Below are 20,146 nucleotides of genomic sequence, written 5' to 3'. Positions count from 1 at the left end.
ATGACCCACATCTTCCACCCCACCATCCTGCGCGAATACGACATCCGCGGCATTATCGGCGAGACGCTGTTCGCCGCCGACGCCGAGGCCATCGGCCGGGCTTTCGGCACGCGGGTGCGCCGCAATGGCGGCCATGTGGTCTGTCTCGGCTGGGACGGTCGCCTATCCAGCCCCGAGATGGCCGAGGCGCTGACCAAGGGCCTGATGGCGGCGGGCTGCACCGTGCGGCGTGTCGGGCGCGGCCCCACCCCCATGCTGTATTTCGCCGCCAAGGTGCGGGACGCCGATGGCGGCATCATGGTGACGGGCAGCCACAACCCGCCCAACCACAACGGCTTCAAGATGGTGCTGGCCGGCAGGCCGTTCTTCGGCCCCGACATCCAGTCGCTGGGGACCATCGCCGCTGCCGGCGACTTCGCCAGCGGCGAGGGCAAGGCCGTCGAGGATTCGGTGTTCGAGGAATACGTGTCCCGCCTGGCCCAGGATTATGACGGCCTGCGCGACCTGCGGGTAGTGTGGGATTGCGGCAACGGCGCCACCGGCGAGGTGCTGCACGCCTTGGTCAAGCGCCTGCCCGGCACCCATACCGTGCTGTTCGGCGAGATCGACGGGCATTTCCCCAATCACCACCCCGACCCCACCGAGCCCCACAATCTGGTGGCGCTGCAGGACAAGGTGCTGACCGAATCCGCCCATCTGGGCATCGCCTTCGACGGCGACGGCGACCGCATCGGCGTGGTGGATGCCGAGGGCCGCATCCTCTACGGCGACCAGATCCTGGTGATCCTGGCCGAGGATCTGCTGAAATCCCTGCCCGGCGCCACCATCATCGCCGACGTCAAGGCCTCCAAGGTGTTCTTCGACGAGGTGCGCCGCATGGGCGGCAACGCCGTCATGGGCCGCACCGGCCATTCACTGATTAAGACCCAGATGGCCGAGACCGGCGCCCCCCTGGCCGGCGAGATGAGCGGCCACATCTTCTTCGCCGACCGCTATTACGGCTTCGACGACGCCCTTTACGCCGCCATCCGCCTGCTGGGCATCGTGGCGCGCTGGGATCACACGACCATCGGCCAGCGCCGCGACAGGCTGCCCCACATGGTCAACACCCCGGAACTGCGCTTCGACTGCCCGGAGGAGCGAAAGTTCGCCGTGGTGGCCGAGGTGAAAGCCCGTCTGGAGGCCGAGGGCGCCAGCTTCTCAGCCATCGACGGCGTGCGGGTGGATACCCCGGACGGCTGGTGGCTGCTGCGCGCCTCCAACACCCAGGCGGTGCTGGTGGCCCGTTGCGAGGCGGCCAGTTCCGAGGGGCTCAAGCACCTGCGCCAGACCCTGGCCGACCAGCTGGCGGCCAGCGGGGTGAGTCTGGGGCATACCCACTGATGGTGGCTTGAAATTCCCCCGGTTCGCCTCCAGACTAATATTATTCGAAGGTAGGGGGTCGGGGACCGGTCTCCCCTCCGCAATAATTCAATAGCCAAGAGATAAAGGGGGACCACCGATGTCCGTTGAAACCATCCTGAAGACCAAGGGCAGCGTCATCTTCACCATCCGCCCCGAGCATTCGGTGGCCGATGCCGCGGCGCTGCTGACCAACAAGAAGGTCGGCGTCGCCGTGGTTTGCGACGCCAAGGGGCAAACTGCAGGGCGTGCTGTCCGAGCGCGACATCGTCAAGGGCCTGGCCCAGTACGGCAAGGCCGCCCTGGAAATGCCGGTGCGCAACGTGATGTCCAGCCCGGTGGTGACCTGCTCGCCCGGCGACAGCGTCAAGACCATCATGGGTGTGATGACCGAACGCCGCATCCGCCATCTGCCGGTGCTGGAAAAGGACGAACTGGTCGGCATCGTCTCCATCGGCGACGCGGTCAACTTCCGTCTGACCGAAGCCCAGATGGAGATGAACGTGCTGCGCGACGTGGCCGCCACGCGGTAGTTTTTCCCTCGACGCCCCCCGGGAATCGCTGGATTCCGGGGGGCGTTTGCATTTTTGCACCCCCTCCATGCACGACAGTTATGTTGCAGTGCGAAAATCATGTTGCACTGCGGCATGGTTCTGTTAGATTGACGTCATGTTGCAGCGCACAACGCGCCCACCCCAGATAAGGATCACGCACATGACCATCAAGATCGACGGCTTCGAGAAGTTCGTTTCCATGGGCAAGGACAATGCCGACGCCTTCGCCAAGTCCGGCGCCATCGCCGTCAAGGCCTTCGAAGAGATCGCCAAGGCCCAGCAGGCCCTGATCGCCGAGAACGTCAAGAAGGCCGACGCCGCCGTCAAGGCTCTGTTCTCCGTGAAGAGCCCGGCCGAGTTCGCCGACCTGCAGGGCAAGCTGGCCCGCGAGACCCTGGAGAGCGCCATCGCCGACGGCCGCAAGCTGGCCGAGCTGTCCACCTCGGCCCTGACCGCCGCGGCCGAGCCGATCCAGGCCCGTTTCGCCGCCCTGACCAAGGTTGCCGCTTAATCCGATCCCCAACGGGTCCGTCGAGGTTCCTCCCACCTCCGACGGACCTGGATCGGATAAGACCCCGCCGCCGCCCATTGAATGTCCGGGGCTCTCCCCCCCATCCCGCTGCTTCCGGACATTGGCGACGACGGATACGAGCCCCGGCCTCCCTCCCAAGGCCGGGGCTTTTTCTTTGCGTTTTTCAAATCGGCATTCCTTGACCGATTTCATCAAGGCTCCTACCTTTCTCTTGGAGAAGGAGTGAGTCCATGTCGTTCAAGGGTACCGATAGCTATGTGGCGACCGAAGACCTGCTGGTCGCCGTCAATGCGGCGCTGCGTCTCGAGCGCCCGCTGCTGATCAAGGGCGAGCCGGGCACCGGCAAGACCGTGCTGGCCGCCGAAGTGGCCAAGGCCCTGGGCCGCCCCCTGCTGCAATGGCATGTCAAATCCACCACCAAGGCCCAGCAGGGCCTGTACGAATACGACGCGGTGGCGCGACTGCGCGACTCGCAGCTGGGCGACCAGCGCGTCCACGACATCTCCAATTACATCGTCCGGGGCAAGCTGTGGGAGGCGTTCGAGGCCCCCACCCCGCCGGTGCTGCTGATCGACGAGATCGACAAGGCCGACATCGAATTCCCCAACGACCTGCTGCTGGAACTCGACCGCATGGAATTCCATGTCTACGAGACCAAGCAGGTGGTCAAGGCGGTCAAGCGGCCCATGGTGATCATCACGTCGAACAACGAGAAGGAACTGCCCGACGCCTTCCTGCGCCGCTGCTTCTTCCACTACATCCGCTTTCCCGACCGCGAGACCATGGAGCGGATCGTCACCGTGCATTATCCCGGGCATCAAGCCGGCCCTGCTGCACGAGGCCTGACCGTATTCTTCGACATCCGCGAGGTGCCGGGGCTGAAGAAGAAGCCGTCCACCTCGGAACTGCTGGACTGGATCAAGCTGCTGCTGTCCGAGGACCTGTCCCCCGACGATCTGCGCGCCAAGGACAAAAGCACGCTGATCCCCAAGCTGCACGGCGCCCTGCTGAAGAACGAGCAGGACGTGCACCTGTTCGAGCGTCTGGCCTTTCTCAGCCGGCGGGAGGGACGCTGATGAGCATCATCGCGTGGACCGAGGCCATGAGCGTGGACAACCCCGCCCTGGACAAGGACCACCAGAAGCTGATCCGCATGATCAATGAGCTGGACCAGTCGGCTCCGGACTTCCTGGAGCTGTTCAACGCCGTCCTCGACTACACCACCGGCCATTTCGACCGCGAGGAAACCCATCTGGACGCCATCGGCTTTCCCGGCCTGGACGCCCACCGCGTCCAGCACGACGACTTCGCCGATCAGGTGGCGGCCATGCTGAAGGAGTATCGCGAGCGTCCCTTCGACGCCGGCGATACGAGGCTGAAGGACTTCCTGTGGTCCTGGCTGAAGGGGCACATCCTGATCGAGGACCAGCGCTACGCCGCCTGGACCCGAGCGCGGGGCGGCTGAGACCCGCCATGTTCCTCAACCTGTTCCTCGAACTGCGCGACGCCAAGGTGCCGGTCACCTTGAAGGAATACCTCACCCTGCTGGAGGCCCTGGCCGAAGGCGTGGCCGAGATGAGCGTCGACACCTTCTACTATCTCTCGCGCTCATGCCTGGTAAAGGACGAGCGCAACCTGGACAAGTTCGACCGGGTGTTCGCCCGCGTGTTCAACGGCGTGGTGGGGGAAGGCGACGAACTGGCCGCCGCGCTGAAGGCCGCCATTCCTGAGGAATGGCTGCGCAAGCTGGCGGAAAAGCATCTGACGCCCGAGGAGATGGAGCAGATCCAGTCGGCGGGCGGCTTCGAGAAGCTGATGGAAACCCTGAAGAAGCGGCTGGAGGAGCAGAAGGAGCGCCACCAGGGCGGCTCCAAATGGATCGGCACCGCCGGCACCTCGCCCTTCGGCGCCTATGGCTATAATCCCGAGGGTGTGCGCATCGGCCAGCACGAATCCCGGCATCGCCGCGCCGTCAAGGTCTGGGACGAGCGGGCCTATCGCAATCTCGACGACGGCATCGAGCTGGGCACCCGCAACTTCCGCATGGCGCTGCGCCGCCTGCGCCGCTTCGCCCGCGAGGGCGCCGCCACCGAGCTGGACCTGGCCGGGACCATCACCTCGACGGCGCGGGCGGGCGGCTGGCTCGACCTGCAGATGCGGCCCGAACGCCACAACAAGGTCAAGGTGCTGCTGCTGCTCGACATCGGCGGCTCCATGGACGAGCACGTGCGCACCTGCGAGGAGCTGTTCTCGGCGGTACGCTCGGAGTTCAAGCATCTGGAGCACTTCTACTTCCACAACTGCCCCTATTCCGGCCTGTGGAAGGACAATCACCGCCGCCACCAGGACGTCACCCACACCCTGGACGTCATCCATACCTTTCCGTCGGACTACAAGCTGATCTTCGTCGGCGACGCCGCCATGAGCCCCTACGAGATCACCATGCCGGGCGGCGCGGTGGAGGAGTGGAACGAGGAGCCGGGTCACGTCTGGATGCGCCGCCTGCTCGACCAATGGCCCAGCGCCGTCTGGCTCAACCCGGCGCCCCAGGCCCGCTGGCAATGGACCCACTCCACCCAGATGATCCAGCAATTGATGGACGGGCGCATGTTCCCCATGACCCTGGAAGGCCTCGACGGGGCCATGCGCGACCTGAATCGGAACGGCCCCCGCACCAAATGACTGTCACACGCTAGTGACGGATAGCCGATATTGGATTGCCGCCACCCTGTGATAGGGTATGGGCCGCTTTGGGGAGGGAAACAGGACCGAATGGCGGAGGGGGGCAACCGGACCCTGACCTGGCTGGGCGGAGCACGGGGCCACCTGTTCCAGGTGGTGGTGCTGGGCCTTGTTCCCGCAGTTTTCCTCGGCACCCTGGCCATCATCATCCAGCTGGCGGAATCCCTGTCCCTGCAGGCGGCGGGCTCCCAGGTGGAAACCCTGGCCCGCATGGCGGCCGCCATTCATGACCGCGGATTGGAAAGCTCGCGCGAGGCCCTGGCCGCCCTGGCCACCGATCCCGAAGACGACGAATGCGGCAGCCATTACCGCCACTTCCTGCTGGCCGTGGAGGGGCATTACGGCTTCTTGCGCACGGACCCGTCCGGGCGGGCGGGATGCAGCATCGCCCAGGGCACCGATATCTCCTGGCTGACCAAGGGACCGCAGATCGGCCGCGCCATGGAAACCGGAGCCTTCGCCACCGGCCCCTATGTCCAGCTCGAGGATGGGCGGGTCGCCCTGCCCATGGCCTATCCCATTCTCGACTGGCTGGGCACGCCGCGCGGCGTGGTGGCGACCGCCCGGTCGCTGGACCATCTGGCCAAGGCGGTGGCCCCGCCCATCCTGCCCGACGGGGCGCGCCTGCTGGTGCTGAAATCCGACGGCACCGTCCTGGCCCGCGTGCCCGCCCTTTCCGGTGACGCCCCGGCCATCACCCCGGTCCCCGAATTGAGGGAGGCGGCGGCAAGGGGCCGCGGCGGATCTTTCACCGCCATCGCCATCACCGGCGAGACCTCGGTCTTCGGCGTCGCCCCCCTGGGCCGCATGGCGCCCGAGACCATGGTGGCGGTGACCATGCCCGTGGAGATGCTGGGAGGGTCGGAACGCCAGTTCCTGCGCATGGCGGTCACCGCCTTCGGCATCGCCGGCTCGGGCGCCGTCCTGCTGCTGTGGTATTCCAGCCGCCGCCTGCTGTTCCAGCCCCTGGGACGGCTGGCCGGCGCCATGCGCCGGGTGCGGGCCGGCGACATGGCCGCCCGCGCCGGCGGCGGCATCGGCGAAGTGGGCGAGATGGGCGACACCTTCGACACCATGGTCGGCGCCCTGAACGAACGCGAGGCTCGGCTGACCGAGAGCGAGGACCGCTTCCGCGCCACCTTCGAGCAGGCGGCGGTGGGCATGTGCCACACGACCCTGGACCGCCGTTTCATCCGCATCAACAGCCGGTTCGCCGAGATGCTGGGCTGCGCGCCCCAGGAACTGATCGGCCGCTCCGCCAGCGACTTCACCCATCCCGACGACCGCAAGCTGGGATTGGACGGCATCGACCACATCATCCAGGGCACCCGGGAAAGCAACAGCATCGAGAAGCGCTATCTCCGCAAGGACGGCACGATCGTCTGGGCCAACCTGACCGTGTCGGCTCTGCGCCGCGACGGTCAGGTCGAGTACATCATCGGGGTGGCCGAGGATATCAGCTGGCGCAAGCGGGCCGAGGACGAACTGCGCGCCGCCAAGGAGCAGGCGGAAAGCGCCAGCCGCGCCAAGAGCGACTTCCTGGCCGGCATGAGCCACGAATTGCGGACTCCGCTCAATGCCATCATCGGGTTCGCCGAGACCATGTATTCCCAGGTCCTCGGCCCCATGCCCGAGCGCTACCGCGAATATGCCGGCGATATCTCCGCCTCGGGCCGCCATCTGCTGGGGATCATCACCGACATCCTGGATCTGGCCAAGATCGAGGCGGGCCGGATGGAGCTGGACGACCGCCCCATGGAAATCGCCCCGGTGGTCGACGTCGCCCTGCGTCTGCTGCGTGACCGCGGCGCCGCCGCCGGCTTGAATTTGATCTCCGACCTTCCCCCGGGCCTCCCCCAGGTGATGGCCGATGAACGCCGGATCCGGCAGGTGGTGATCAATCTGCTGGCCAATGCCGTCAAGTTCACGCCGTTTGGCGGCAGGGTCACCGTTTCCGCCAGCCTCACTCCCGACGGCGGGTTGGAGCTGCATGTCAGCGACACCGGCATCGGCATGACCGAGGAAGAGGCGGCCCAGGTCATCGAGCCCTTCGTCCAGGTGGACGCCCGCATCGCCCGACGGCACGAGGGCACTGGTCTGGGGCTGCCCATGGTGGCGGCCATCATGGAAATGCACGGCGGCGCCATCGCCATCGCCAGCCAGCCCGATGCCGGTACCCGGGTAACGGTGACCTTCCCACCGCGCCGCATCTTTGCCGTGACCGCGACCGGGCGCTGACCCCAAGCCCCTGGCTCCGCCGGCCCGGTCGTGGCACAGTGCCGTGTCATCCATTAGCAGGGGCGCCCCAGGACTCATGGTCAGCGAATTGCTACGTCCCGATTCCGAGTTCTCTCGTGCTGTGTACAAGGAAATCCGCCCGGCCATTCCGCGCGCTCAGTGGCCGATGGACGCCCTGCGCGCCACCTTCACGCCCAGCAGCGACGGCCTGGCGCTGATCGCCAGCTTCGAGGGGCTGCCGCCCGCCTATGCCGCCGTGGCGGCCCACGCGGTGCTGCGCGCCAAGGTGGACATGGTGCTGGTCTCGCCGGTGGCGGCCCTGGCTTCGGCGGTGGTCTACATGCGCCGCTGGCGCGACACCTTCCTCTATGCCCTGCTGCCGTGCCTGTTCGCCATTCCCCTGATGGCGCCCCTGGGGGATGGAGCCATGCGGGCCAGTATCGTGCTGTTCGCCATGAACTCGGCGGCCCTGCTGGTCACCCATGCCAGGCTGCTGCAGCGGCGCGCCAAGCTGCAGCAGGGGCGCTTCATCGCCGAGATCCCCACCCCCGGCCTGCGCATCAAGGTCCCCCAGGGAACCCCGCTTCATCCCCAGAGCTGACGGGCGATCAGGGATTGGCGGAGGGTTTTCCCGCGCGCGCCTTCACTTCGCCCCAGATTTTCTCGTGCCGGCGCTGGGTGACATCGCCGCAGGAGGGAAGGAACCCCACCTTGGCGGGCCAGGGCGCCACCAGTTCCGGGGCGGTCAGCACCGAGGGCGCCAAAAACCGTTCGCTGCCCCGGATCATGCTGGCATAGCCGTTGAAGCTGGAATCCAGGGCGGCGTTCTCCGGCTGCAGCATGAAGGTCAGGAACTTCATGGCATTGGCCCGGTTGGGCGGATTGCGCGGCACCACCACCACGTCGGTCCACACCAGATTGCCCTCGCGCGGATAGGCATAGGCCAGACTGGGGCGCTTTTCCCTGGCCCGCATGGCATCGCCGTTCCAGGTCACCACCAGGACCATGGCGGGATCGGCCAGGGCGGCCATCACCCGCTCGGCGGGTATCAGACGGTTGCGGGCCACCATGGGCTCCAGAATCCGCGCGGCCTTCTCCAGCTTGCCGTCGTCGGCGGTGCAGCGCGCCTCGCCCAGGTAGACCAGCGCCATCTGGAGCATCTCCTCCTCATCCAGCAGGGCGATCCGTCCCTCGACCTCGGGCGGCGGCTCGAACAGCAGGCGCAGCGAATCGATGTCGCCGCGATGGATCGAGGTATCCACCGCGAAGGCGGCGGTCCCCCATTGATGGGGAATGGTGTACTCGTTGCGCGGATCGAAGGACCGGGAGCGCCAGGGGTCCTCCACATTCCAAAAGCCGTTGAGGCGGTCGGCCAGCACCCGTTCGATCAGGCCGCCGCGAATCAGCTCGCCCACATGGTAGTCGGGGGAAAAGGCGATGTCGTAGCCCGACCGCCCCCCGGTCAGCGCCGCCATCACCTGGGCGTGATCGGCCATCACGGTCAGATTGACGGTGATGCCGCTCTCGCGCTCGAACTTGCGCAGCAATTCCGGCGACAGATAGGAGGATCGGGTCAGCACCCGCAACTCGCTGGCCATGGCGCCGGCCGAGATCAGCAGCAGCAGACCGAGCAGAAGCAGGCGGCCGACCATCGCCTTACGCTCCGTTCCGGCCCATGCCGTTGAGGGGGCGCGGCACCGACAATTCCTCGGCCCGACGCATGAAGGCTCCCAGGCGGGCCGCCACCCGCCGGTTGATGGAACCGGGCGGGAACTTGCCGTCGCCGTCGCGCTCGCCAGCCGGATGCCCGGTCAGCAGCGCCATGCCCTGGTCCACATTCTCCACCGGATAGACGGCAAACAGACCGGCCGCCGCCGCCTCGACCACATCCTTGCGCAGCATCAGATGCGGTACGTTGTCGGCGGGGATCAGCACGCCGTGGCTGCCATCCAGCCCCCGGGCGCGGCACAGGTCGAAAAAGCCCTCGATCTTCTCGTTGACGCCGCCGATGGCCTGGATGCGTCCGAACTGGTCGATGGAGCCGGTCACCGCCAAACTCTGGCGGATGGGCGCCTCGGCCAGGGCGGACAGCAGGGCGTAAAGCTCGGTGGACGAGGCGGAATCGCCCTCGATGCCGCCGTAGGATTGCTCGAACACCAGAGTGGCCGACAGGGCCAGGGGCAGCTCGGCGGCATAGCGCGACGCCAGGAAGGAGGACAGGATCATCACCCCCTTGCCGTGAATGGGGCCACCCAACTGGACTTCGCGCTCGATATCGACCACATCGCCCTTGCCAAAGCGCACCCGCGCCGTCACCCGGGTGGGGCGGCCAAAGGAAAAGCGGCCCAGTTCCAGCACCGCCAGCCCGTTGATCTGGCCCACCGCCTCGCCCTCGGTGGCGATGTGGACAGTTCCGGCCAGCATCTCCTGCTGAACGCTGTCGCGCACCCGGTCCAGCCGGCGGGTGGAGGCCGAGATGGCCCTTTCCACGTGATCGGCCACCACCAGATCGGCGCCGGCCTCGCCCGCCCAGTAATCGGCCTCGCGCACCAGATCGGCCAGGCTGGCCATATGGGTGGACAGCCTGGTGGAATCGCCCACGTCGCGGGACGCCTGCTCGACGATGCGCGCCACCGCCCCCCGGTCCAGAGGCCTCAGCCCCTCCTTGCGGGCCAGTGCCCCCACCGAGCGGGCCAGCAGGGAGGTATTGGTCTCGCTGCGCTCCATGCGCCAGTCGAAATCGGCCGAGACCTTGAACAGCTCGCCGAATTCCGGATCGTTGTGACTGAGCAGGTAGTAAAGCATGGGGTCGCCGACCAGCACCACCTTGAGGTCCAGCGGAATGGGCTGGGGCTCCAGCGACAGGGTGCTCATCAGCCCCATGGCTTGGCCGGGCGATTCGATGCGGATTTCCCGGTCGCGCAACGCCCGCTTCAGATCCTCCCAGGCGAAGGGATGCATCAGCAGCTTCAGCGCATCCATCACCAGATAGCCGCCATTGGCCCGGTGCAGGCTGCCGGCCTTGATCAGGTTGAAATCGGTGATCAGGGTGCCGTATTGGGCGATATATTCCACCCGGCCGATGAGATTGGGCTGGGTGGGATAGGTCTCCATCACCACCGGCGCGCCCTTGTCGCCCTCGCGGCAGACCAGCACATTGACCCGGTAGCGGCGAAAGCGTCCGTCGTGTCCGTGCGGCCGTCCCTCGGCTCGCCGCTCGGGCTCTTCGGACTCGGGCAGGAAGTCCTGGGCGCTGAGCGCCACGTCGCGGGCCACCTCGTCGAGATAGGCCAGGACCTCCGGCAGTTCGGCCCAGTCGCCCTTGAGGTCATCCATCAGGTGGGCGATGGCATGGCCCACCACTTCACGCTCCAGCTCGCGCAGGCGGCCGCGCATGTCGCGGTCCCAGCGCGGCACCAGCTTGATGGTGGATTCCAGCCGCTGCTGCAGCCGCTCCATCTCGGCCCGAAGGCGAGCTTGGGTTTCCTCCGGCAGTTGCTTGAACTCGTCGGGAGGCAGGACCTCGTCCCCCTTGGACGGCGCCAGCCCCAGGCCCGTGGGAGTGCGCACCAGGGCGATACCGTGCGCTTCGGCATCTTCCTGGATGGCGGTAAAGGCCGTCTCGCGCTGCTGCTTGGCCTCGGCCTCGATCATCTGGCGCCGGACCCGGTAGTCCTCGGCCTCGAAGGCGGCGGGCAGAGCATGGCCCAGTTCCTCCACCAGATGGGCCATGTCGCGCTCCAGGACGCGGGCCCGACCGGCGGGCAGGCGCAGCGCCCGGGGCTTGGCGGCCTCGGCGAAATTCTCCACATAGACCCAGTCGTCGGACGCCGGCCGGGCGGCAGCGGCCTCACCCAGATGGTCGAGGATCAGGTTGCGCCGTCCCGTCCCCTCCTCGCCAAGTGCGAAAAGGTTGAACCCACGGTGGCGCATGCCGATGGCGAAGCGAATGGCCTCGACGGCACGCTCCTGCCCCAGGGCGGGGCCTGGGCCGTCACCATCGTCCTGCAGCTCGGCGGTAGTGGTGAAATCAAGCAGGGAGGGATCACAGACCCGGTACAGGGCGGAAGCCGGCAACGACTCGGGGTGGGCGGCTTTCTTGCGTTTGCTCACGCTTCATCCTCGATACGCTGCATGTCGTCGTCGGACAGTCCGAAATGGTGCCCGATCTCATGGATCAGCACATGCTTGACCAGGGTGGAAATATCCTCGCCGGTCTCGCACCAGTAGTCGAGCAGCGGACGGCGATAGAGAAAGATCATGTCCACGTCGCCGGGGACGCCGCCGAAGGCGTGAATGTCCATGGCCGAGCCGCGATAGAGCCCCAGCAGATCAAAGGGGCTTTCCAGATCCATCTCGCGCTCCACCTCCTCGTCGGGGAAGTCGTCGACACGGATCACCACGTCGGCGGCAAAGCGGCGCAGTTCCTCGGGGATATCGGCGAACGCCGCCTGGGCGATGGTCTCCAGGTCGGCCAGGGTGGGGGGCGTGCTGTGGTGGGGCATGACTTTACTCATGGTGAGAATCTACCCTGTCCTTGCGGCCGGCACCAGGGGTCCCCACTCTTTCGATAGCACCCGGCAAGGAGATGGCAAGATGATCGCAAGATTGAGCGGAAGCGAGCGGACCAGCGCCTTGGCGGGGCTGGCGGGCTGGACCGAGGTCGAGGGGCGCGACGCCATTTCGCGGTCGCTGCGCTTCGCCGATTTCAGCGAGGCCTTCGCCTTCATGACCCGGATCGCCATGGCGGCCGAGCGGATGAATCATCATCCCGAGTGGTTCAATGTGTGGAATCGGGTCGACATCACCCTGTCCACCCATGATGTGGGTGGCGTGACGCAAAAGGACATCTCCCTGGCCCGCGCCATCGACGCTGCGGCCAGTCACGCAAGCCGGACTTAAGCCCTGCCTAGACCGAGATGTCTAAAACCTGACCGACCGCCCCGCTTTTCACGGCGGAATCGGCCACGGCAGCGGCCTGCTGCGCCGACTGCCCGCCCTGGGTGAGCACTTGCGCCATGGCCATGGCAGCGTTTTCTTCCTGCTTGACAGCCGTCAGCGGGGCCTGAAGCCCAGCCTGAGCACGCTGAAGATAAAGCGCCGAGTTCCCGGCACCGACGGATGATGCGTCCATGGCCCTGCCTTTCTGGCTGAACATTAGGGGACCACGTTAACTCATTCTTCAGGAAATGTCACGATCAGGTTTCAGGGCGGGGGGTCGCCGGCCAGTTCCCGCATGACCTGCCCCAGCAGCCGGACGAAACGGGCGTCGTCGGCGGCTTCGACCCGGCCGACCCACCCCCGCACCGACGCTAGCAGAGCACCGCCATCGCAGAAGGCGGCCAGCACCTCCACCCGCCCGCCCTCGGACCGCAAGGCGGCGGTCGCCACCTTGCCGGCGCACAGCTCGGCGGCATCCAGCGACGGCGGCGCCCCTAGCACCACCACCACCCGCACCTTGGGACTTGCCGACGCCTGGACGTCCAGGGTCATGGTGAAGGGCCGGGCGGGAATGGCCGCCGACATGGCCCTGGCCACGGCGTCCCGCAGTTCCGCCTTGCCGCCGCCGAAAGGATTGCCGTGCACTTCCAACAGCAACGGCCCCGACGCGGTGGCGGCGAAAAAGGTGCTCCAGGTGGCGGCGCTGCGATAGCCGCCGGGCACGGTGGACGGGCCATCGCCGCACCCACCCAGGAGGGCGGCAAGGGCGGCGACACCCAGCGAGAGAAACTTCCTCATCATGCCCCATGGTCACCCGGCTGCGCGGCCGAGGCAAGCCCCATCCTTTCGGCCGCATCCTGTTGGGTATCTACCTAATACTAGAGACGCGATTTTCGCGGACACTCGAACGATGTTACGGTGTTCACCGGATAAGCCGCAAAGGCGTCCACATCCGGCCAAAGAGCCGGAGCAGCAGGGGGACTGAACATGGGGCGGCGGGTCTGCGTCCTGATCATCGAACCGAACGCCCATATGCGGCGGCTGATCGGCACCCTCATGGGGGCCGTGCCCGCCCATGAGGTGATCGAAGCCCGGACCCCACAGCAGGCTGGGCCGCTGATGGCCGAACACGCCCCCCATCTGGTGATCATGGACTGGTCCGACGACCCGACCGAGGGCGTGCTGTTCCTCCATCGGCTGCGGCGAGGCGAGATCGGGCGCGCCGACGTGCCGGTCCTGGCCATCAGCCCCACCCTGCATCATGCCGTGCTGGAATCGGCGGTGGAGACCGGCATCGACGAAATCATCGCCAAGCCCATTTCCGCCGTTGAAATCATCGCCCGCGCCACCGACCTGATCGAACAGGATCGCAGGCGCACCGAGTCGACGGAACAGGCGGCGGAATAGACCCCCATGGCCGGAGACGGCGACCTTCCCGAACTGTCCCCCGAGGCCCTGGCCCGGGCCGAGGCCGCTCTGGCCGGGCTCTCCGGGCGCTACCTGGAATGGGCCGCCGCCGATGCGGCCCGACTGCGCGCCTGCCTGGACGAGGCCCAGACGCCCCAGGCCGATCTGGCCCGGCTGATCCCCCGCCTGTTCACCATCAGCCACGACATGAAGGGGCAGGCCGCCACCTTCGGCTATCCCCTGGTCAGCGAACTCGGCGAGCGGCTCTGCCGGATGATCGAGGACAATCCGACCCCCGGCCCCGAGGGACTGGCCCGCCTCGCCCGTCTGGGAGAAGGCATGGCCCGGATCATCGCCGAACGCCTGGAAGGCGACGGCGGCGATGCGGGAAAAGCCCTGTTGGACGACTGCGGGTCAGAGCCCGGCCAACTCCCGTAATTCCTGGACCAGCTGGCGGGCGCGGCCCGACTGGCGCGGATTCATGCCCTTGGCGATGGCATCGCGGGCGGCCTTGGCATTCTCCTCGCCCTGGCCGGCGGCAAGCTCGTACATGACCCAGGCCCGTACCGGGTCCTTGGCATAGAAGCCCTGGCCCTTGGCTGCCAGATTGCCCAGCTCGAACAGCGCCTCGGCGTGCCCCTGTACGGCGGCGGCTTCCAGCCAGGCCACGCCCTCGACCATGTCCATGGGCAGTTCAAGCCCCGCCACCTTGGCCGAGCCCAGCAGATACTGCGCCTCCACATGTCCCCGGCGGGCGGCGGACCGGAGCCAGCGCTCGCCCTCGTTGATGCCGGGACGCAGCTGCACCGATTTGATCTCGTCGGCATTGGCCGGCTTGGCCGCGTACCACACCGCGCCGAAGGGATGGCTCTTGCGCTCGGCGGCCTGGGCGTTCCATTCCTCCTCGGCGGGATTGCGCCACATGGCCGGGCGCGACAGCAGCAGGCGCCCGAGGCGGAACCGCGCCTCGATATCGCCGTTCAGCAGCGCCGCCTGACGGTAAAGCGCCTCGGCCTGGTCCAGATCCGGCGGCACGCCCTGGCCGCGCTCCAGCACGTCGGCCAAGCCCATCATGGCCCGCAGATCACCGGCCTGGGCGGCCTCGGCCAGCCAGGACACCCCGTCGCGGCTACCGATGGCGTGCACCTCGCCCTCGACGAACAGCTCGACCCATCGGGTCCGCGCCGCCGCATGGCCCAGGGTCCCCGCCTTGTACCACCAATTGCCTGCGGAATTGAGGTCACGCGCCGCGCCCTTGCCGGCCTGATAGGCCTTGGCCGCCTCGATGGCGGCGCCCACATGCCCCTCGGCCCCGGCCAGGGTGAACCACACCAGTGCCGTGTGGGGGTCTGGCTTGAGCCCGTGGGTTCCGTCACGATAGGCCACGGCCAACTGATACTGGGCATCCATGTCACCGCCGGCGGCCAAGGCTGCCAGACTGGCGTGCCGCGCCTCGGCGACGGCGGCGGCCGGCTTGGCCGCCGTCTTCGGCGCCGCCCCGACACCGGCGGCCAGAGGCAACGAGAGAGCGAGCAGCGCGGCAACCCAAGCGGCGATCCTCATGAAACAGCACTTCCCACAGGCTGAAGGTAAGGGCCGCATGATTCCACTTCCCCAGCGGAATGGCAATCGATGAACGCGCAGAGCCCCCCTGATTGGCAAAGGGGCTATTTTGTATTCGCGGAGCAATCGGCAGCGACGGAAATCTCGGCCCGCCGGAATTCCGGATCGCGTCCGCCGACCACGACGTCGTTGGCGACACGGCACCCAAGCCCCTCCTTTTCCAACAACTCACAGACACGTACCGCCCGGTCCCTGGCGAGTTGCTCATTGTCAAAGAGAGGGCTATCGCCGGCTCCCTTGGTGGCCCGCCCCCGCACCTCCACCTTCGATGAACAATCTCCACCTTTCGTGTCGACGATCCGTTTTATGCCGTCCATATCCAGCAGTTCCCTCGAAGGCGCGCCGCATCGCCCCCCCGGGCCGGGCAGACAATATCGCACCGGATCATCCCGACCTTCGAGATCGAAGATCGCGTACGCAACTGGTTGGCGAACGCCGCTCGTTGCAGATTTTCCTCCAGAACCAGCCACATCAGGAGGGCTTGTCACGGGCTTGCTCGCATTCACGGAAGCCTCCGCCGCCTCCGTGCCTGCCTTGCCCTCATTATTTTTATCTGGCGCAAGCAGAAGAAGAACCGACGCCACCGTTAAGATAAGCGGCGAGACAAGAATTTGAACCCCGCTTCCCTTGGTTGATTGGCCCCTTGTCGAGGGCAACATCTCTATTGTTGCAATGATCTGCCTGACAAATGACCCAGAAATTTGCAACGGCATGGAAACACCATTAATACATTACAACCTTAAATACCTACTTAGACGCTAGCACCACGCCCGGCATCAAGTAATTTAGATAACTTATCAGCCGCACTGTTAAGCTTTTTAGCTGCCACCTCAACCGCACACTTCGCCGTGCTGAACTCGGACGCCACGTCTGAAGTACTTTTTCCAACAGCATCTTCAAGACTAGAAACAGACTTGCCGAAATCACCAATTGAGCTCTTAAACTCTGCGAGCTCACCGCTTATGCCCTTAATTGCCTTATACTTCCTACCATGATCGGCCATCGTTTCTTTTTTATCAACACCATCAACGTAGTGCTGACAAAAAACAAGAATAGCCCAAATGCATGACGAAATCGCAGCCACGATGGCGGCAGCAACAATCGACTCCTTGGAAAATTCACTTGCTAATTTTGCACTTGAATACATCGCCACGATAGCGGCAAACAAGTTTGGTAAATAGTGCGCCACCCTGCTTTTATCTTCATCACGATGCGCAACTGGCTCAGACTCCGCGCTTTCTCGCGCACCTCTCTCAGAAGAGCGAGCCGCGAGAGAAACAGCCCATACAAGAATCGCAATCGCAGCAAGCGCGAACACGACTTCAAGGACTCCAAAGCTGCCATAGCCGAGCATTTGATATCTTAACTCTTCCGACAATGTGCCACCCCAAAGTTGGGGCGGCCTAAGTATCACACCTCATAACTCATTGGTCCATATCAAAATATCAATTACTCGTTGCATACAACTTTGTCCCCTTGCACTCGCACGCCCGCACGCGTACCTTCGCCACCCGCGAATTCTCTCATCTTTTTCGAGGACCCGACCCATGCCGTTCATCGCCGACAGGCTTTCCGCCATCAAGCCGTCCCCGACCATTGCGGTGACCCAGAAGGCCGCCGAGTTGAAGGCCGCCGGCCGCGACGTCATCGGCCTGGGCGCGGGCGAGCCCGATTTCGACACGCCGGACAACATCAAGGCCGCCGCCAAGGCCGCCATCGACAAGGGTCTGACCAAGTACGGCCCGCCGGCCGGCACCGTGGACCTGCGCCAGGCCATCGCCGCCAAGTTCAAGCGCGAGAACGGCCTGGACTACACCGCCGATCAGGTGACCGTGGGCGTCGGCGGCAAGGGCGTGATCTTCAACGCCTTCATGGCCACCATCAATCCCGGCGACGAGGTGATCGTGCCCGCCCCCTATTGGGTGAGCTATCCCGACATCGCCCTGATGTTCGGCGGCAAGCCGGTCTTCGTCCCCTGTCCCGAGACCGCCGGCTTCAAGCTGCAGCCCGCCGACCTGGAAAAGGCCATCACGCCGAGGACTAAGTGGCTGGTGCTGAACTCGCCGTCCAACCCGACCGGCGCCGCCTATTCCTGGGACGAGATGAAGGCGCTGACCGACGTGCTGCTCCGGCATCCGCATGTATGGATCATGTCCGACGACATGTACGAGCACTTGGTCTATGACGACTTCAAGTTCTGCACCCCCGCCCAGGTGGAGCCCAAGCTGTATGACCGCACGCTGACCATGAACGGCGTGTCGAAGGCCTATGCCATGACCGGCTGGCGCGTCGGCTATGCCGCCGGCCCGGCCGCCATCATCAAGGCCATCAACATGATCCAGTCCCAGTCGGTGACCCACACCTCGTCCATCAGCCAGGCCGCCTCGGTGGAGGCCCTGAACGGCACCCAGGACTTCATCCCGAAGAACGCCGCGGTGTTCAAGCGCCGCCGCGACCTGATCGTCGGCCTGCTGAACCAGTGCCCCGGCATCACCTGCCGCACCCCGGAAGGCGCCTTCTACGTCTATCCGTCCTGTGCCGGCGTGATCGGCAAGAAGACCCCCGACGGCAAGGTCATCGCCAACGACACCGACTTCGTCGGCGCGCTGCTCGAAGCCGAGGGCGTGGCGGTGGTCCAGGGTGCCGCCTTCGGCCTGGAGCCCTATTTCCGCATCTCCTACGCCACCTCGGACGCTGCGCTGACCAAGGCCGCCGAGCGCATCAAGCGCTTCTGCGAAAGCCTGAAGTAGGCCGCCCAAGACAAAGCCCCCCGGCCGCAGGGCCGGGGGGCTTTTTCATGCCCGGACTCAGGATGCCTGGGTGCGGATCTCGCGCAGGAAGCCGTCGATCTCGCGAGTCAGGGTGCCGTTCTGGGTCACCATCTCGCGGGCCGAGCCGGCCACCTCCTCGGCGGCGGACTTGGACGTCCGGGCGCCATCGGACACCCGGCTGATATGCTCGGTCACCTCGCGGGTGCCGCGCGCCGCTTCCTGGACGCTGCGGGTGATCTCGTGAATGGCCGCATTCTGCTCCTCCACCGCGCTGGCGATGGACGAGGTCGCCTCGTCCACCCTGGTGATGGTCTCGCCGATATGGCGGATGGCCGCCACGGCCCGGGTGGTCTCGGTCTGGACCGCGGCGATCTGGGTGGTGATCTCCTGGGTCGCCTTGGCGGTCTGGTTGGCCAGGGTCTTGACCTCGCCCGCCACCACGGCGAAGCCCTTGCCGGCCTCGCCGGCGCGGGCCGCCTCGATGGTGGCGTTGAGCGCCAGCAGGTTGGTCTGACCGGCAATGGCGTCGATCAACTGCACCACCTCGCCGATCCGCCCGGCGGCGGCGGCCAGGGCGGCAACCATGCCGTTGGTCTGGGACGCCTCCTCGGCGGCGGCGCGGGCGATGTCGGCGGTCAGAGACACCTGACGGCTGATCTCGTTGCCGGACGCGCTCAATTCCTCGGCCGCCGAAGCCACCGTCTGCACGTTGGTCGAGGTCTGCTGGGTGGCGGCGACCACGGCGCCGGTCTGCTCTGAGGTCTGGTCGGCCGTCTGGGTCATGGCGCTGGAGGCGCCATTGAGGCGCTGCCCCACGTTGTTGATGGCGTCCACCGCCGATTTGACCCGCCGCTCCAGCCCTTCGGCCATGTCCCTCAACGTTCGGTTCCGTTCCTGGGCCGCCGCCAGCTTCAACTGCTCCTGCTCATCGAGCAGGCGGCGATTTTCCCGGGCGTTGCCGCGGAACACCTCCATGGCGCGGGCCAGGGCGCCGATCTCATCCTTGCGCCCGGTGCCTTCGACCTGACGCTCGATATCGCCCTCGGCCAGAGCCCGCATGCGCGACACCAGCTGCCCCAGCGGCCCGGTGATGGAGCGGGCGATCAGCACCGCGATAACGGCGGCCAATACCCCCAAGAGGGCGGCCTTGGTGCCCAGATCGAGCGCCTTGGCCGCATAGGCCTCGTCGATATCGTCGATATAGACGCCGGTTCCCAGCACCCAGTTCCAAGGCTTGTAATTGATGACGTAGACCAGCTTGGGTACCGGGGGCTTATCCTTGACCCTGGCCCAGTGATAGCTGGTGAAGCCGGCTCCGGCCGGGCTTCGCGCCACTTCGATCATGGCGCGGGTGACATAGACCCCGTTGGGGTCCTTCATTTCCGACTGGTCCTGGCCCTCCATCTCGGGACGGAGCGGGTGCATCAGCGGACGCATGTCGTACGAGTTGATGAAGACGTAGTCGTTGTTGCCATAGCGCCAGGCGCGCAATGTCTCCATGGCCAGACGCTTGCCCTGTTCCTCGCTGAACTCGCCCTTGGCGGCACGGGCGCGGAAGCTCTCCACCACGCTGGCCGAGGAATCGAGAACCTGCTTCAGAGCTTGGCGGCGATCCTCGATCAGGGTTTCATGGGTCGATGACAGACTCTGGACCGCCAGCAGTCCAAGACCCGCCACGAGAAGCGCCACCAGCGCCCAGATTTTTCCTCCGATGCCCAGTTTCAGTCCGCCCATGGCAACCTCCGTCTTTCGATTCCGTGAGGGCCGACAGCCCCCAGGGAGAGGCCACTTCGCCACGGAAGAACTATTACCTTAGGACTAGATTAACAAATTATAAAGCGTTTTGCCGAGCCCCCTGAGTATTCTACCTTTGATTTATACCTGTTATTTCCATGTTTTGCGGCGCAGCAGCCTCACCCTCGGTCTCCCCCGCCATT

The 20,146-nt window shown here is 65.9% G+C and carries 21 protein-coding genes; 12 read left to right on the top strand and 9 right to left on the bottom strand.

What is annotated here, in order from left to right; all coding sequences use genetic code 11:
- From pgmG to AMB_RS02930, 8 genes are all read left to right on the top strand, one after another.
- Complete coding sequence (gene pgmG, locus AMB_RS02965) at window positions 1–1,383, top strand: phosphoglucomutase/phosphomannomutase PgmG (protein WP_011383016.1); 1,383 nt, start codon at window positions 1–3, stop codon at window positions 1,381–1,383.
- A gap of 266 nt (window positions 1,384–1,649) precedes the next feature.
- A complete protein-coding gene (locus AMB_RS02960) occupies window positions 1,650–1,934 on the top strand; it encodes a CBS domain-containing protein (RefSeq protein ID WP_011383015.1) in 285 nt (94 codons plus the stop codon).
- Window positions 1,935–2,115: 181 nt separating this feature from the next.
- Entirely contained in the window at window positions 2,116–2,466 is a 351-nt protein-coding gene (locus AMB_RS02955; RefSeq protein WP_011383014.1) for a phasin family protein, read from the top strand.
- A 251-nt stretch (window positions 2,467–2,717) separates the two neighbouring features.
- Window positions 2,718–3,563 carry an AAA family ATPase gene (locus AMB_RS02950; RefSeq protein WP_011383013.1) on the top strand — a complete coding sequence of 282 codons (846 nt, stop codon included), beginning with the start codon at window positions 2,718–2,720 and terminating at the stop codon, window positions 3,561–3,563.
- Complete coding sequence (locus AMB_RS02945; protein ID WP_011383012.1) at window positions 3,563–3,952, top strand: bacteriohemerythrin; 390 nt, start codon at window positions 3,563–3,565, stop codon at window positions 3,950–3,952. The genes AMB_RS02950 and AMB_RS02945 overlap by 1 nt, the downstream gene beginning before the upstream one ends.
- An 8-nt stretch (window positions 3,953–3,960) precedes the next feature.
- Window positions 3,961–5,169, top strand: coding sequence for a vWA domain-containing protein (locus AMB_RS02940; RefSeq protein ID WP_011383011.1), 1,209 nt, complete (start codon window positions 3,961–3,963; stop codon window positions 5,167–5,169).
- Window positions 5,170–5,259: 90 nt separating this feature from the next.
- Window positions 5,260–7,467 carry a sensor histidine kinase gene (locus tag AMB_RS02935; RefSeq protein ID WP_050750613.1) on the top strand — a complete coding sequence of 736 codons (2,208 nt, stop codon included), beginning with the start codon at window positions 5,260–5,262 and terminating at the stop codon, window positions 7,465–7,467.
- Window positions 7,468–7,543: 76 nt separating this feature from the next.
- A complete protein-coding gene (locus AMB_RS02930) occupies window positions 7,544–8,068 on the top strand; it encodes a hypothetical protein (RefSeq protein ID WP_043743284.1) in 525 nt (174 codons plus the stop codon).
- Window positions 8,069–8,075: 7 nt separating this feature from the next.
- Here AMB_RS02930 and AMB_RS02925 read toward each other — a convergent pair whose 3' ends face one another.
- The 3 genes from AMB_RS02925 to AMB_RS02915 are packed head-to-tail and all read right to left on the bottom strand — an operon-like array spanning window position 8,076 to window position 11,972.
- Window positions 8,076–9,119 carry an extracellular solute-binding protein gene (locus AMB_RS02925; protein ID WP_011383008.1) on the bottom strand — a complete coding sequence of 348 codons (1,044 nt, stop codon included), beginning with the start codon at window positions 9,117–9,119 and terminating at the stop codon, window positions 8,076–8,078.
- A 4-nt stretch (window positions 9,120–9,123) separates the two neighbouring features.
- Entirely contained in the window at window positions 9,124–11,580 is a 2,457-nt protein-coding gene (locus AMB_RS02920; RefSeq protein ID WP_011383007.1) for a Lon protease family protein, read from the bottom strand.
- Window positions 11,577–11,972 (bottom strand): metallopeptidase family protein, encoded by a 396-nt coding sequence (locus AMB_RS02915; RefSeq protein WP_011383006.1) that lies wholly within the window; start codon window positions 11,970–11,972, stop codon window positions 11,577–11,579. Before AMB_RS02915 ends, AMB_RS02920 begins: the two co-directional genes overlap by 4 nt.
- Window positions 11,973–12,063: 91 nt before the next feature.
- Here AMB_RS02915 and AMB_RS02910 point away from each other — a divergent pair, with 91 nt between their 5' ends.
- Window positions 12,064–12,369, top strand: coding sequence for a 4a-hydroxytetrahydrobiopterin dehydratase (locus tag AMB_RS02910; RefSeq protein ID WP_043743283.1), 306 nt, complete (start codon window positions 12,064–12,066; stop codon window positions 12,367–12,369).
- A gap of 7 nt (window positions 12,370–12,376) precedes the next feature.
- Here AMB_RS02910 and AMB_RS02905 read toward each other — a convergent pair whose 3' ends face one another.
- Complete coding sequence (locus AMB_RS02905) at window positions 12,377–12,601, bottom strand: hypothetical protein (RefSeq protein ID WP_148207273.1); 225 nt, start codon at window positions 12,599–12,601, stop codon at window positions 12,377–12,379.
- Between the two features lie 71 nt (window positions 12,602–12,672).
- Window positions 12,673–13,209: a hypothetical protein gene (locus AMB_RS02900; protein WP_011383003.1), complete on the bottom strand. Its 537-nt coding sequence runs from the start codon at window positions 13,207–13,209 to the stop codon at window positions 12,673–12,675.
- A 186-nt stretch (window positions 13,210–13,395) separates the two neighbouring features.
- Here AMB_RS02900 and AMB_RS02895 point away from each other — a divergent pair, with 186 nt between their 5' ends.
- Entirely contained in the window at window positions 13,396–13,815 is a 420-nt protein-coding gene (locus AMB_RS02895; protein ID WP_070108645.1) for a response regulator, read from the top strand.
- Between the two features lie 6 nt (window positions 13,816–13,821).
- A complete protein-coding gene (locus AMB_RS02890; RefSeq protein ID WP_011383001.1) occupies window positions 13,822–14,253 on the top strand; it encodes an Hpt domain-containing protein in 432 nt (143 codons plus the stop codon).
- Here the strand turns inward: AMB_RS02890 and AMB_RS02885 are convergent.
- The 3 genes from AMB_RS02885 to AMB_RS24815 all read right to left on the bottom strand — a co-directional run bounded on the left by AMB_RS02885 (window position 14,230) and on the right by AMB_RS24815 (window position 16,792).
- On the bottom strand, window positions 14,230–15,378 hold the full coding sequence (locus AMB_RS02885) for a tetratricopeptide repeat protein (RefSeq protein ID WP_043743282.1): 1,149 nt from the start codon (window positions 15,376–15,378) through the stop codon (window positions 14,230–14,232). The two genes, AMB_RS02890 and AMB_RS02885, sit on opposite strands and share 24 nt — an antisense overlap.
- Window positions 15,379–15,482: 104 nt before the next feature.
- Window positions 15,483–16,151, bottom strand: coding sequence for a hypothetical protein (locus AMB_RS24820; protein ID WP_148207272.1), 669 nt, complete (start codon window positions 16,149–16,151; stop codon window positions 15,483–15,485).
- A gap of 38 nt (window positions 16,152–16,189) precedes the next feature.
- The gene (locus AMB_RS24815) at window positions 16,190–16,792 is read right to left on the bottom strand and encodes a hypothetical protein (protein WP_148207271.1); all 603 of its coding nucleotides are present in this window, start codon (window positions 16,790–16,792) and stop codon (window positions 16,190–16,192) included.
- 193 nt (window positions 16,793–16,985) lie between these two features.
- On the opposite strand from AMB_RS24815, the gene AMB_RS02875 reads away from it, so the two are divergent.
- On the top strand, window positions 16,986–18,188 hold the full coding sequence (locus AMB_RS02875; protein WP_011382998.1) for a pyridoxal phosphate-dependent aminotransferase: 1,203 nt from the start codon (window positions 16,986–16,988) through the stop codon (window positions 18,186–18,188).
- A gap of 57 nt (window positions 18,189–18,245) precedes the next feature.
- Here AMB_RS02875 and AMB_RS02870 read toward each other — a convergent pair whose 3' ends face one another.
- Window positions 18,246–19,943, bottom strand: coding sequence for a methyl-accepting chemotaxis protein (locus AMB_RS02870; protein WP_043743280.1), 1,698 nt, complete (start codon window positions 19,941–19,943; stop codon window positions 18,246–18,248).
- Window positions 19,944–20,146: the final 203 nt, after the last annotated feature.

This window comes from Paramagnetospirillum magneticum AMB-1, assembly GCF_000009985.1.
GTDB classification, from domain to species: domain Bacteria; phylum Pseudomonadota; class Alphaproteobacteria; order Rhodospirillales; family Magnetospirillaceae; genus Phaeospirillum; species Phaeospirillum magneticum.
Note: the sequence above shows the minus strand (reverse complement) of the source record. Positions and strands in the feature narration are given on the sequence as shown.

Coding starts and splice junctions, on each gene's coding strand:
- pgmG (WP_011383016.1), top strand. CDS start 1: ATGACCCACATCTTCCACCCCACCATCCTGCGCGAATACGACATCCGC.
- AMB_RS02955 (WP_011383014.1), top strand. CDS start 2,116: ATGACCATCAAGATCGACGGCTTCGAGAAGTTCGTTTCCATGGGCAAG.
- AMB_RS02950 (WP_011383013.1), top strand. CDS start 2,718: ATGTCGTTCAAGGGTACCGATAGCTATGTGGCGACCGAAGACCTGCTG.
- AMB_RS02945 (WP_011383012.1), top strand. CDS start 3,563: ATGAGCATCATCGCGTGGACCGAGGCCATGAGCGTGGACAACCCCGCC.
- AMB_RS02940 (WP_011383011.1), top strand. CDS start 3,961: ATGTTCCTCAACCTGTTCCTCGAACTGCGCGACGCCAAGGTGCCGGTC.
- AMB_RS02935 (WP_050750613.1), top strand. CDS start 5,260: ATGGCGGAGGGGGGCAACCGGACCCTGACCTGGCTGGGCGGAGCACGG.
- AMB_RS02930 (WP_043743284.1), top strand. CDS start 7,544: ATGGTCAGCGAATTGCTACGTCCCGATTCCGAGTTCTCTCGTGCTGTG.
- AMB_RS02925 (WP_011383008.1), bottom strand. CDS start 9,119: ATGGTCGGCCGCCTGCTTCTGCTCGGTCTGCTGCTGCTGATCTCGGCC.
- AMB_RS02915 (WP_011383006.1), bottom strand. CDS start 11,972: ATGCCCCACCACAGCACGCCCCCCACCCTGGCCGACCTGGAGACCATC.
- AMB_RS02910 (WP_043743283.1), top strand. CDS start 12,064: ATGATCGCAAGATTGAGCGGAAGCGAGCGGACCAGCGCCTTGGCGGGG.
- AMB_RS02905 (WP_148207273.1), bottom strand. CDS start 12,601: ATGGACGCATCATCCGTCGGTGCCGGGAACTCGGCGCTTTATCTTCAG.
- AMB_RS02900 (WP_011383003.1), bottom strand. CDS start 13,209: ATGATGAGGAAGTTTCTCTCGCTGGGTGTCGCCGCCCTTGCCGCCCTC.
- AMB_RS02895 (WP_070108645.1), top strand. CDS start 13,396: ATGGGGCGGCGGGTCTGCGTCCTGATCATCGAACCGAACGCCCATATG.
- AMB_RS02890 (WP_011383001.1), top strand. CDS start 13,822: ATGGCCGGAGACGGCGACCTTCCCGAACTGTCCCCCGAGGCCCTGGCC.
- AMB_RS02885 (WP_043743282.1), bottom strand. CDS start 15,378: ATGAGGATCGCCGCTTGGGTTGCCGCGCTGCTCGCTCTCTCGTTGCCT.
- AMB_RS24820 (WP_148207272.1), bottom strand. CDS start 16,151: ATGCCGTTGCAAATTTCTGGGTCATTTGTCAGGCAGATCATTGCAACA.
- AMB_RS24815 (WP_148207271.1), bottom strand. CDS start 16,792: ATGCTCGGCTATGGCAGCTTTGGAGTCCTTGAAGTCGTGTTCGCGCTT.
- AMB_RS02875 (WP_011382998.1), top strand. CDS start 16,986: ATGCCGTTCATCGCCGACAGGCTTTCCGCCATCAAGCCGTCCCCGACC.
- AMB_RS02870 (WP_043743280.1), bottom strand. CDS start 19,943: ATGGGCGGACTGAAACTGGGCATCGGAGGAAAAATCTGGGCGCTGGTG.